The following is a 10668-nucleotide window of genomic DNA, read 5'->3' as shown; positions in this document are numbered from 1 at the left end:
AGGAATATAATTTTTCGGATCTCTATGTGCTGTTCGTCGGTCACCTCGCCGATCGCATGCTGAGCCCGCTTGCCTTCGCGACGCCGTGGTCGGCGTCGACCCAGTTGCGCACCGCCGATGTCGAAGCGATGCAGCGGGGCCTCACGCGCGCCGGTCTCTATGCCGACAAGATCGACGGCAAGGCCGGCATGCAGACGCGCGCGGCGCTGGGCGCCTACCAGAAGAAGGCCGGCTTGAAGGTGGACTGCTGGCCGAGCGAAGCGGTGCTACGCTCGATCAGCGCGGCGCGGTAGAGACTGGATATCGCCCTCGATGTGCGGGGCGGGTTGCTCCTCCCGCGATGCGCGCAACAGCATTCACGCGGACATGAAGACCGCAAAAAGAAAAACCCGGCCGAAGCATCGGCCGGGCTTCAAAATCAAGGCTGTGGTGGTGGCGCCGCTCAGATCAGTTGCAAACCTCGACGCGGCGGAAGCGCCAGCCGTAACCATCCCAGAAGCGCTCGCGGACCCAGCGGCAGGGCGGGGGAGCTTCTTCCACATAGACCGGGCCGCCATAGGCCGGCCGGCTGGAGGCGATGGCTCCGCCGACAATGGCGCCGCCGATCAGTCCGGCCGCTACGCCTGCGGCAACGCCGCGCTGTGCACTCGCGGGCGTCGCGGCGAGCGAACCGGCGATCGTTGCGACCGCAACCAAGGCAGCTAATGTCTTCTTCATGTCTCGGGCTCTCCTGGAGGTGGGCGCCTTCAACGGCGCCGGGGTTAAGATGACTCAAAACGCCATGTTCGAAGCTGGCCGTCTCGCTAGAAAGCGGACAACAGTCAATCCAAGGCTACGTCCCCTTAGGCTACTGGACTGAAAAAGAAGGCTTTTTCAGGCCAATTTTCGATACTCCCGGAAAAGAAGCCGGTTTCCCGGGAAACCAGCGCCGTTTTAACGAAGATGAACGGGATCAGCCGCAGACCCGCACGCGGCGAATCCGCCAGCCGTAGCCGTCCCAGAAACGCTGCCGCTGCCAGACGCAGCCGCCATAATAGTCGTCGGCGACGTAGCCCGGACCGTAACCGTAATAGCCGTAACGGGGGCCGGGGTAGTAGCCGGGGCCATAATAATAGCCCGGGCCGGCCAGCGCGCCGCCGACGATGGCGCCGCCGATCACGCCGGCCGCCAGACCGGCGCCGAACCCACGCTGGGCGTGGGCAGGGACGGGGGCCGCCAGGGTCGAAATCGCCAGGGTGGCGACGGCAACGAGTGCCAGCAATGTCTTCCTCATGGCCTTACCTTTCATCGAGAAATTCGTCGTGGCGAAAGTTCCATATTTCCCTTGAATGATCAATGAACGGTACGGTCACATTTGGAGACGAAGTGTCGCCGGCCAGAGGTATTTTGCGGTGCACAGGGGGCGCCGTTTTGCCGGTTCCGGATAAAGGGAAGAACCATGACCAGCGCGATGATGGCCTTCGCAATCGCGGTCGCCGGCACTTCAGTGATCTGCTACGCGCTGATGACCGGGGCCGAGAAAATCAAGCGAAATCGCCGGTCGGCCGACGACAACGCCACCGACGGCGGCAGCATTTCAGGCAGCGACGGCTGGCCCGTTGCCAGCTGGTCCGGCGGCGATCATTCGGTGACGGACAGTTCGGGCAACCCGAGCGATTTCGGCGGCGGCGATAGCGGCGGCGGTGGTGACGGTGGCGGCGGCGACGGAGGTGGCGGCGGCGATTGATGCGGTCCGGTCGCCCGGAAAGATCAAGATTTTGATCTACCGCAACAGCAGTTTTTAGATTCGATCCAAACTGCTTTGGCGGGCAGTTTGGAATTGCTTGAAAAGACGGTTTTTCCTTTTGCTTCGCGCCGCGGTCTTAAATATCTCATGGCTGAGCATCAGTGAAGGTTCGTCCGTTTCCATGATTGTCTGTTCCTGCAACGTCCTCAGCGACCACGATGTCCGTAGTGCCGTCAGCTCAGCGCCGGATCTTCCGCGCAACGCTAGGCAGGTCTATGGCTGCCTCGGTTGCAGCGTCGAATGCGGCCGGTGTGCAAGCACCGTGAAGACCATCGTCGAAGAGGCGCTCGGCGCCTGCGCCAAGGCCTGCCAGCCCGGATGTCCGCACGGCAAGGACGAGGCGCATTCTCATGCGCACGCCGACGAACAGGCCGAGTTTTCGCTCGCCGCATCCTGAAATCTCATAACATCGACACGTTCCGGCGAAGGGTTGCTCCTGTCCGTAATGTGACTTAGCGTTCCCCCTCCGACGTCACGACAGCGAGAGAGCATCATGCAGGGCGATCCAAAGGTTATCGACTATCTCAACAAGGGCCTGCGCAGCGAGCTCACCGCCATCAACCAGTATTGGCTGCATTACCGGATACTCAACAACTGGGGCCTGCTGGAGATGGCCAAGACCTGGCGCAAGGAATCCATCGAGGAGATGGAGCACGCCGACAAGTTCACCGACCGCATCCTGTTCCTCGACGGCTTTCCCAACATGCAGGTGCTGGATCCCTTGCGGATCGGCCAGAACGTCAAGGAAATCATCGAATGCGATCTCGCCTCCGAGGTCGCCGCGCGAACGCTTTACCAGGAAGCGGCGACGTATTGCCATGGCGTCAAGGACTACGTCTCGCGCGATTTGTTCGAACGCCTGATGAAGGACGAGGAGCACCACATCGACTTCCTCGAAACCCAGCTCGATCTGATCGGGCGGATCGGACTCGATCTCTACACCCAAAAGCATGTCGGCGGGCTCGAGAGCGAGCATTAGCCAAGATAATCTTTGCCGTCATTCCGGGGCGCGCAGCGCGAACCCGGAATCCATAACCCAAGATCGTGGTTAAGGATTCCGGGCCTGCGCCAAGTGGCGCATCCCGGAATGACGAACTCTAACCGTCTGATATCCGGACTTACAACTGCGTCCGGTAGCGCGCCTCGACCACGGCCTGGTTCTCTGGCTCGCCGAGGCCGGTCTGGTCGTGAATGACTTCGCTGATGCTGGGCATCACGGCACGTTCGACCTGCGTGTTCGCTGACCAAAGGTTCGAGCGCATCAGCGCCTTGCCGCAATGGAAATAGGCCTCGCTTACGTTGATGCTCAGCACGGCGCGCGGCGGCTTGCCGAACTCTACCATCGAAGCCAGCAGTGCCGGATCCGCCCACAGCGTGCCAGTGCCGCCGACGCGCAATGTCTCGTCAATGCCCGGCACGAAGAAGATCAACTGCACGCAGCCCGACCCCTCGACGATGTTGCGAAAACTGTCGATCCGGTTGTTGCCGGAGCGGTCCGGCATCAGCAGCCGGTTCGGCCCGGCGACGCTGACAAAACCGGGATTGCCGCCGCGCGGCGAGGCGTCGACGCTGCCGTCGTTGCCCGAGGTGGCGAGCACGCAGAACGGTGACATCCCGATGAACTTCTTCGCATGCGCGTCGATCTCCGGACGCGCTTTGGCAAGCACGCGCGGCGAGGGCTTTTGATAGATCTTCTCGAGGTCGCAGGTGGCGAGTTCGGTCAAGTTCCTTCTCCCTGGGACAAGAACGTCGTGTGCCAGTGGTATCATCGCGGCATTCCGACGGCCACGCTTTATCTTCGGCGCCACGGCCAGTCGATAATTTCAGCGCAATAGAGCGCCCACCAGATCAGGACGGGTTGAAACGCCAGCCGCGGTCCGTGATAGAGCCAGCTGTTCGCGATGTAAGGCAGTTCGATGCCGTCCAATGCGTGCTTGAAATTGGCCGGCCAAACGCAGATTGCGTAGGCCGCCAGCGCGATGCCGGCCCACCAGCGCAGCGGCCTTGTCACCAGCGCGATGGCGCCTGCAATCTCGCACAAGCCGGTGACGAAGACGACCTGTGGCGCGAACGGCACCCATGACGGCGTGATTGCGAGCAGCGCGTCCGGCGTCCAGAGGTGCGCAATTCCCGCAGCCGAGTAGAACGCCGCAAGAATCCAGCGCATCACGGCGCGGATGGTCGCGGAACGATCGGGCCGCAAACTGGAGGACATTTGTACGCTTAACATCTGCGGCGCGGCAACGCCATCCATCGGCGATTGCGGTCTCACACCGCATCCGCGGGAACAAAACAGCTGATGATGATGCTGCCGCGGTGATGCACGTACCACACCACGGCTTCGCCGACCGGATTGCCGCGGTCGCGGATGATGGCGTGGGCCGGAACCTGCATCCACTGGCCCTCGATCGGGACCCAATAGGCGCCCTCGCGGAAATCATATTCGGTACGATGGCCGTCGGAGATGTCGCAGCAGGGTACGCCGTTCGGCGCCATCACACCCTTGAACCAGGCGCGGATGTCGGCAGGGACGTTTTCGTATTGTCCGTTGTCGAAGGCGAAAGCCGTTCCAGCCAGCACCGGCAAGCCCGCCAGCAGCGCGATCTGCGCGAACCTTCGCATGCGATTCTCCACAGCGTTGCATCCGCATCATCGTGGCGGGCCGCCTTGCAGCGCGCCGCGAATCTTTCAGCCATTGAACGCGATTAAGCCTGAGCTAAGGGGCGGATGCATGCTCAAAAAATATGCTTTGCTTTCGCGCATGCGAAATTGATGCGGTGCGAAAGCCGCGTCTCACATGGTCCGCTGCGGTGCGGTGGCGAGCAGCAGTTGCTGCCGGTAGAATTTGGCGTTGCCGGGGGTGAGATGGCCGCGCGTCTCGGTGCTCGCCGGGATCACGTAAAGCTTCCCGTTCTTGATGCGCTTCATCGCCGCGTCGGTGACGCCGGTCTCCGGCGGATTGCGTTCGTCGTCGGCGGCGTTGATCGCAAGCAGCGTCGCCTCGATCTTCTCCAATCCGGGAGAAGGATTGTAATCGTGCGAGGCTTCCCACTGATAGACGAAATCATTGGCGTCGGCGGTCACAGGCAGCGCCAGCCGCTCGTCGACCATCTTGTCGGCCTTCGCCGCGGTCGGCGCCAGCGTCTTGAAATCCCAGGCGATCCAGTCGCCCTGCTTCGGTGCGGGATAGTCCGCCGCCTGTGTCTGCAAAAATTTTTGCAGGAAGCGCCCCGCGTCAGGGGAACATTATGGCGTGTCCTCGACGTCGGTGTCGGGACGGTCGCCGCCCGCGGCTGTTTCGGTGTGCCACTTGCCGTCAGGCGTCTCATATTCGATCGCCTCGGTACGCCCGGGCACGCGCTGCTCGGTGGCGGCGCGCTTGGCGGCCGCCAGCGCCGCGGCGTGGGTCACAAATGGTTCGGAAAAGACGCCATCGACCGTATAGGCCCAGCCGCCGTCGTGCTGGACGATCTTGTAGATGACATGGGACATGCGGGGGAACTCTCTGGATTTTGCCGGGAGGGCAGGGGTGAACGTGACCCCCATTCTATGCCAAAATAAGCTTTGATGCAGGTATTTGAAGCAGGCCCGGGCGGATTAGGGAGAAAAAGCAATGTGCCGGAACATCAAGACGCTGTTCAATTTCGAGCCGCCCGCGACAGAGGACGAAATCCAGGCCTCCGCGCTGCAGTTCGTGCGCAAGCTCTCGGGCTTCAACAAGCCGTCGCAGGCCAATGCCGAAGCCTTCGATCGCGCGGTCGCCGAGGTCGCCGCCTCGGCCCGGCGCCTGCTGACCTCGCTGCATACGCACGCGCCGGCGCGCGACCGCGAAACCGAGGCGGAGAAGGCCAGGGAGCGCTCGAAGCTGAGGTTCGGGTGAGGATATCGCTAGCGGACCGCGAGCTGAATGGCGGAGGCCATTATCGCGGGCCTGCCGGCGTCGACATGCGCGGCTTCGGCTGGATCGCCGCCGCTGCGGGAATGCGCGGCGATGCCGATCCCGGCCACGGCCGTCGCGCAGAACAGCGCGATGATCACGATCTTCGAATGGGTGGTCCGATCGGCGCTGTAAAATGAATGATTCATCGAAACCCTCCGCTGCATCTGACCGCAGAAACGCACACCTTTCGATCGATGTGTAACCGGGATCGCTGGAGGGCGAAATTTCGCTCGATATCTTAAGTTGGATTCCCTAAGTAGTTTCCCGGAAGGCACGGCCACGGCCGAGAAACGCAAGAATAAGCTTCTCGCCGAACTTGGCAGGCCGCCGGGCTATTGAAGTCTCTCTTGCCGCACCGCTTTCGCCGTTTGCGGGGAAGAAATAGCTCACTGCGCTACTTCTTCTTGTCCTTGTGGCGCTTCTTTTTCTTGTCCTTGCGATGCTCGTCGTCCTCGTCATCCTCGCCGGAGCCTTCGCCGTGTTCGCCCGCCTCCAGCACGGCGCGTTCGACGGCTTCACGCTCGGCGGTTTCGTGCTCGCGCAGTCGCTTGTAATCTTCGTAGGCGTCGAACACGAGATGCAGCCACGGCATCACCTGTTCGATCGACGGCAGTTGGCCGGGCGCACCCGGCTCGCCGCGCGGGCCGGCAGGGCCCTGCGGACCGGGCTTGCCCTGCGGGCCCGGCTCGCCGCGCGGGCCTTGCGGCCCGATCTTGCCTTGCGGACCCGGTTTGCCGCGCGGACCTTCCGGTCCGGGCCGTCCGGGATGGCCTTGCGGACCGGGACGCCCCGGCTCGCCGCGTTGGCCTTGCGGCCCCTGTCGTCCCTGCCGAATCTCGTCCGCCACGCGCGTACTCCCGATCTTGCGGAAGCTTCCTTAGCAGACGTTTGGTGACGGCATCAATTGCGCTGAAGGTTCTGGCTCATTGATCAACATCAATCATGGCCGGCGACTTCGGTGTCATCAAACAGGGCACGACAACGGCACAGGCGCGACCGATGAATGCAGGATGGAAAGTATTCTGGCTGTCTGTCGCTGTTTTCGGCGCAGCGCTCGGGGCAGAGCGGATATCGTGCCGATTGCATTTGCCGAGGAGCCGCAGCCGGAGTGGGCGGTTCAGCTGGCGTTTCTATTGCGCACGGTCGAACTGATGACCGCCATTGTGGCCATCATCGCGCTGGTGCTCCTGCTTGGGGCTTGGGGCTTGGGCGAGTGGCCGGCTGCGCCGCGGCGCGCTTTGAGCAGGACGGCTCAATGCGCGTCCCAAATCACCGGCAAGCGCCACGCGCGGCTCGTTCTGTCCGCGAGCCTGATGTCGGCGCACGACAGTCCGTGTTTGCCGGCTCAAATCGTCCGGTAGCCGCCATCGGCCATCACGATCGATCCGGTAACGTAAGCCGACAGATCCGACGCCAGGAAAATCGCCGGCCCCACGATGTCTTCCGGCTTGCCGGCGCGGCCGAGCGGGGTGTGGTCGATGAAGATCTTCACCAGCGAAGGATCGCTGGCGCGCACCTTTTCGTTCAGCGGCGTTTCGATGAAGCCCGGGCCGATCGCATTGACACGCACGCCCTCCTTGCCGAGTTCGGCGGCGAGCGCTTTGGTGAAGCCGAGCACGCCGTGTTTCGAGGCGGTGTAGGCCGGCGAACTCGGCGTGCGCAGGTGCACGAAGGACTGGATCGAGCCGATATTGACGATGCGGCCCTTGGCCGCGCGCAAGGCGCCGAGAAACGCATGCGTGACGTTGAAGACGCCGGTGAGGTTGATGGCGACGATGTCGTCCCAATCCTTGATCACGGCGTCCGCTGCCCCCAGCATGCCGTTGCGGCGGGCGATGCCGGCATTGTTGACCAGGATCGAGACCTGCCCGACCTTGTCGGCGATTTGCGTTGCCACCGAAATACAATCCCCGCGGTCGGTCACGTCGAGCGCAAAACTTTGCGCCTTGCCGCCGCTGTCGCGGATTTCCCGCGCCGCTTCCGCCACCGCCTTCTCGTTGACGTCGAGCAGCACCACTTGCGCGCCCTCGCGCGCATAGCCCGATGCGATGGCCCGCCCAATGCCGGAGCCGGCGCCGGTGACGGCCGCGATGTGGTTCTGGAGAAGGGCCATGGGAGTTTCCTCTGTTTTTGTTTTTCAGGTTTCCCTACAAACTAATTCAAAATTTCGGGGGCGGAAACCGAAAGCTTTACCAGCCCGTTGTATAGGCGTTGTCCATGGACAGACGGCTCGCCGAATGGAAACTCGACATCGAACGCATCTGGTCGGCGGCCGCGCCCGACTATCACGAGGCGGCGTGCCTTGCGGACGATATCGCACGGCTCAGCGAGGAGACGATGTTGCGGCAGGCGGCGACGCAGGCGTTGCCGATCCTGCGCAGCGCCACCGATTACAGCGCGGACCGCGGCATTCGCGACGCCGCGCGGCGCCGGCTCGGGGTTATTCGCGAAGCCTTGCACACGCTGACCACCCCGCAATTCGGCAAGCGCGAGAATGGTGCGAAGTCGTTGACGCCCGAGGAGTGTTATCGGCAGACGCTCGGATTGCCGCTCGGCCGCAGCCTTTCGAGGGCCGAGATCCACCGGGCCTACAAGCACGTCGCCAAACGCGCGCATCCGGACGCCGGCGGCAGCGCGCGCGCGTTTCAGGAAATCTCCGCGGCGCGCGATGCGCTGATCAGGCAGCGATGAGCGGGTCGATCTTTCGCGAGTTGTGTCAAGCCGGCGGTTCGCGCGAATGCACGCGTACCGGCAGAGGCGCCAGCGCTTGTTAACAATTTTAGATTGCATTAAGCTGTCGTCCGATTTATCGCAGCTTTCGTTTTCCTCAAAAGAGTTTGTCATGGAAGAAGTGCATTTGAAGGCGTTCGAGTCGCTGCCGCATTCGGCGACCTGCCGCGTGATCGATTTCGAGAAGGCGGATGTGGTGCCGGGTTTCGCCGCGAAGACGTTTTTCCTGATCGTCGCGGGGACCAAGCCCTGGCTGACCATGAAGGTCGAGTTGCATCCGCTGATCCATATCGCCAGGCCGGAATATTGCGGCATCGAGGTGGTCGCCTGCCAGGACGGCGTCGGGCTGCCGCAAACGGCGCCCTATCACGTCGCGCTCGATATCACGCATCTGCTCGGCGCCAAGGGTATCGAGGTGATCGGCGCGTCGTGCAGGAAGCAGTTCAACGTGCCGTAGCGCGCCTCGTCGATGTCGGGACCCGATCACGCCGGCGCCGCGTGAAAATAACGGTGGGCACGGCGCAAGATGCGCTCGTGCCCACCGATCCGCCGATCGAACGGTGTTTTGGAATGCGCACTTGCCCTTGCGCAGCCGGCCAGTTTTTGAGTGTCGGGAACCGGCGATCAGGTTCAAAGCGAAATGTGCGGCGCGCGGGCACGCGACCTGCTAGTCCGCCGCGGGAAATCCGATCGAATCCGCCAGCTCCTGCCATGGCTGCACCGACCAGGAGCCCGATGCGGCGCCGGATGGCGAGGCCAGCACGAAGACGATCGGGAAATCCGGCTGCGACGGCTGCCGGCCCAGCGCCACGGCCTTGGTCGGACGTCCATAGAAAAGGCTCGCCGCCTTCTTGCTGGTGAAGGCGATGGCCTTCGGCCGATAGTGCCGCATCTTTTCCCGGAAGCCCGGGATGTCGACCGGGAAGGCGAGGGCCTGATGGTCCATTCCCGCGCCGAGCTTGCAAAGATCGGTGAAGCCGATGCCGAGTTTCAGGAGTTCAGGAAATTCATGCGGCTCGTACCGGCGCGGCGTGATGCCGACCTGGTGGAGCGTGCGCCAGAACCGATTGCCGGCATGCGCGTAGTAATGGCCGAGATCGGCCGACCGCTGCCCGGCCGCGGTGCCGACGAAGACCAGCCGAAGATGCTCCTGAAGCTGGTCGGGCAGTTTTTCCATCGCGCGCGCTTTCATCGCCAAAGCCGGGGAATGCCCCTCATGAATAGCAGGTCGCCGCGTCGCAGACAGCGGATTACGCTTTGCCGATCCGCCCCATAGGCTACAATCGCGACAGCGCGACTCATTCTGCTTCGCGACGCCTGCTCACACCATCCCGGGGAATTTTGTCAATGAAGATGTCATCCGCCATTCGTGCCGCGCTGCTTGCACTGATCGCTTTCGCCGGCGCCACGCTGTCCTCCGCCGCCCGTGCCGACGAAGGTTTCGTGTCGCTGACGATCTACAAGGCCGGCTGGATCATCGGCGGCTCCGGCGGCGGCGGCGTGCTGACCTTCCACGGCCGGAGCTATCCGCTCTCCGCCGGCGGCATCGACTACGGCCTCGTGTTCGGCGGCTCGAAGACCGTGCTGCGCGGCCGCGTCAGCAACATCTACCGCCCGTCTGACGTCGCCGGCGTCTACGGCGCGGCCGGCGCGGGGCTCGCGGTCGGCGGCGGTGCCCGCGCGATCGTGCTGACCAACCAGAAGGGCGCGGTGCTGGAACTATCCGGCCGGCAGGTCGGGCTGATGGCGAATGTGGACCTGAGCGGACTGGCGATCACGCTGAAGTAGCGCGGGCATCGCAGGGTGGGTTAGCCAACGGGTCGCGCGTATGCGCGCCCGATGATAAACTCCGCGTAACCCACCATTTTGCAAAGCGGTGGGCTACGCCTTGCGGCTAACCCACCCTACAGTCTCCGCGGATTAATTCACCGTCATTGCGAGCGCAGCGAAGCAATCCATCTCAACGCTTGTGGCGATATGGATTGCTTCGTCGCTGCGCTCCTCGCAATGACGGGGTAAGACTTCCGATTCAATTTTCAAACAGCGAAGCAGACACGCCTCCGCATTCCCGCGGCGCGATCCGCCCGAGCTTTGCGTCACTTTCGCACCCGCTGCAGAGGGCGCAGGGAAAGCCGGGTGCGCGCTGCACCCGCGGTCTCGTGTGCAAACATGCACAAAAAAACGCACACGAGCATACAGGTTCAGCGGAGGC

At 63.1% G+C, this 10668-nt stretch carries 19 protein-coding genes and 1 pseudogene; 9 read left to right on the top strand and 11 right to left on the bottom strand.

Features of this window, described 5'->3' with window-relative positions; translation table 11 throughout:
• On the top strand, positions 1–293 hold a 293-nt coding region (locus tag QZ213_RS17660; protein ID WP_291687379.1), incomplete at its 5' end, for a peptidoglycan-binding domain-containing protein.
• 154 nt (positions 294–447) lie between these two features.
• On the opposite strand, the gene QZ213_RS17655 is transcribed toward QZ213_RS17660, so the two are convergent.
• Both QZ213_RS17655 and QZ213_RS17650 read right to left on the bottom strand, forming a co-directional pair.
• Complete coding sequence (locus tag QZ213_RS17655) at positions 448–717, bottom strand: hypothetical protein (RefSeq protein WP_291687378.1); 270 nt, start codon at positions 715–717, stop codon at positions 448–450.
• A gap of 235 nt (positions 718–952) precedes the next feature.
• On the bottom strand, positions 953–1273 hold the full coding sequence (locus QZ213_RS17650; RefSeq protein WP_291687377.1) for a hypothetical protein: 321 nt from the start codon (positions 1271–1273) through the stop codon (positions 953–955).
• A 165-nt stretch (positions 1274–1438) separates the two neighbouring features.
• Between QZ213_RS17650 and QZ213_RS17645 the strand changes: the two genes are divergently transcribed.
• The 3 genes from QZ213_RS17645 (at position 1439) to bfr (ending at position 2765) form a co-directional block, all read left to right on the top strand.
• Positions 1439–1726 carry a hypothetical protein gene (locus QZ213_RS17645; protein WP_291687376.1) on the top strand — a complete coding sequence of 96 codons (288 nt, stop codon included), beginning with the start codon at positions 1439–1441 and terminating at the stop codon, positions 1724–1726.
• A gap of 181 nt (positions 1727–1907) precedes the next feature.
• Complete coding sequence (locus tag QZ213_RS17640) at positions 1908–2183, top strand: (2Fe-2S)-binding protein (RefSeq protein WP_291687380.1); 276 nt, start codon at positions 1908–1910, stop codon at positions 2181–2183.
• Between the two features lie 96 nt (positions 2184–2279).
• Positions 2280–2765, top strand: a complete 486-nt coding sequence (gene bfr, locus QZ213_RS17635; protein ID WP_291687375.1) for a bacterioferritin — start codon at positions 2280–2282, stop codon at positions 2763–2765.
• Positions 2766–2904: 139 nt separating this feature from the next.
• On the opposite strand, the gene QZ213_RS17630 is transcribed toward bfr, so the two are convergent.
• The 5 genes and pseudogenes from QZ213_RS17630 to QZ213_RS17610 form a co-directional block, all read right to left on the bottom strand.
• Complete coding sequence (locus tag QZ213_RS17630) at positions 2905–3510, bottom strand: MSMEG_1061 family FMN-dependent PPOX-type flavoprotein (RefSeq protein ID WP_291687374.1); 606 nt, start codon at positions 3508–3510, stop codon at positions 2905–2907.
• Between the two features lie 68 nt (positions 3511–3578).
• Positions 3579–4001 carry a DoxX family protein gene (locus QZ213_RS17625; protein WP_291687373.1) on the bottom strand — a complete coding sequence of 141 codons (423 nt, stop codon included), beginning with the start codon at positions 3999–4001 and terminating at the stop codon, positions 3579–3581.
• Positions 4002–4054: 53 nt separating this feature from the next.
• Positions 4055–4408: a hypothetical protein gene (locus QZ213_RS17620; protein ID WP_291687372.1), complete on the bottom strand. Its 354-nt coding sequence runs from the start codon at positions 4406–4408 to the stop codon at positions 4055–4057.
• A gap of 171 nt (positions 4409–4579) precedes the next feature.
• Positions 4580–4948, bottom strand: a pseudogene (locus tag QZ213_RS17615) (hypothetical protein); the annotation flags it as partial.
• Positions 4949–5032: 84 nt separating this feature from the next.
• Positions 5033–5278 carry a DUF2188 domain-containing protein gene (locus tag QZ213_RS17610; RefSeq protein WP_291687371.1) on the bottom strand — a complete coding sequence of 82 codons (246 nt, stop codon included), beginning with the start codon at positions 5276–5278 and terminating at the stop codon, positions 5033–5035.
• Between the two features lie 121 nt (positions 5279–5399).
• Between QZ213_RS17610 and QZ213_RS17605 the strand changes: the two genes are divergently transcribed.
• Positions 5400–5666 carry a DUF2277 domain-containing protein gene (locus tag QZ213_RS17605; RefSeq protein WP_291687370.1) on the top strand — a complete coding sequence of 89 codons (267 nt, stop codon included), beginning with the start codon at positions 5400–5402 and terminating at the stop codon, positions 5664–5666.
• Positions 5667–5674: 8 nt separating this feature from the next.
• Here QZ213_RS17605 and QZ213_RS17600 read toward each other — a convergent pair whose 3' ends face one another.
• Both QZ213_RS17600 and QZ213_RS17595 read right to left on the bottom strand, forming a co-directional pair.
• Positions 5675–5872 carry a hypothetical protein gene (locus QZ213_RS17600; RefSeq protein ID WP_291687369.1) on the bottom strand — a complete coding sequence of 66 codons (198 nt, stop codon included), beginning with the start codon at positions 5870–5872 and terminating at the stop codon, positions 5675–5677.
• A 248-nt stretch (positions 5873–6120) separates the two neighbouring features.
• Positions 6121–6573 carry a collagen-like protein gene (locus QZ213_RS17595; RefSeq protein WP_291687368.1) on the bottom strand — a complete coding sequence of 151 codons (453 nt, stop codon included), beginning with the start codon at positions 6571–6573 and terminating at the stop codon, positions 6121–6123.
• 79 nt (positions 6574–6652) lie between these two features.
• On the opposite strand from QZ213_RS17595, the gene QZ213_RS17590 reads away from it, so the two are divergent.
• Positions 6653–7087 (top strand): hypothetical protein, encoded by a 435-nt coding sequence (locus QZ213_RS17590; RefSeq protein WP_291687367.1) that lies wholly within the window; start codon positions 6653–6655, stop codon positions 7085–7087.
• Here QZ213_RS17590 and QZ213_RS17585 read toward each other — a convergent pair.
• Positions 7072–7839 (bottom strand): SDR family oxidoreductase, encoded by a 768-nt coding sequence (locus QZ213_RS17585; protein ID WP_291687366.1) that lies wholly within the window; start codon positions 7837–7839, stop codon positions 7072–7074. The two genes, QZ213_RS17590 and QZ213_RS17585, sit on opposite strands and share 16 nt — an antisense overlap.
• Before the next feature lie 104 nt (positions 7840–7943).
• Here QZ213_RS17585 and QZ213_RS17580 point away from each other — a divergent pair, with 104 nt between their 5' ends.
• A complete protein-coding gene (locus QZ213_RS17580) occupies positions 7944–8417 on the top strand; it encodes a hypothetical protein (RefSeq protein WP_291687365.1) in 474 nt (157 codons plus the stop codon).
• A gap of 151 nt (positions 8418–8568) precedes the next feature.
• Positions 8569–8913 carry a hypothetical protein gene (locus QZ213_RS17575; protein WP_291687364.1) on the top strand — a complete coding sequence of 115 codons (345 nt, stop codon included), beginning with the start codon at positions 8569–8571 and terminating at the stop codon, positions 8911–8913.
• 210 nt (positions 8914–9123) lie between these two features.
• On the opposite strand, the gene QZ213_RS17570 is transcribed toward QZ213_RS17575, so the two are convergent.
• Positions 9124–9633 (bottom strand): mismatch-specific DNA-glycosylase, encoded by a 510-nt coding sequence (locus tag QZ213_RS17570; protein ID WP_291687363.1) that lies wholly within the window; start codon positions 9631–9633, stop codon positions 9124–9126.
• A gap of 170 nt (positions 9634–9803) precedes the next feature.
• Between QZ213_RS17570 and QZ213_RS17565 the strand changes: the two genes are divergently transcribed.
• The gene (locus QZ213_RS17565) at positions 9804–10244 is read left to right on the top strand and encodes a hypothetical protein (protein WP_291687362.1); all 441 of its coding nucleotides are present in this window, start codon (positions 9804–9806) and stop codon (positions 10242–10244) included.
• The last annotated feature ends 424 nt before the right edge of the window (positions 10245–10668 follow it).

The organism is Bradyrhizobium sp. (assembly GCF_017881085.1).
Taxonomy (GTDB): domain Bacteria; phylum Pseudomonadota; class Alphaproteobacteria; order Rhizobiales; family Xanthobacteraceae; genus Bradyrhizobium.
The sequence above is the reverse complement of the archived record's forward strand: the minus strand, read 5'-3'. Positions and strand labels throughout refer to the sequence as shown.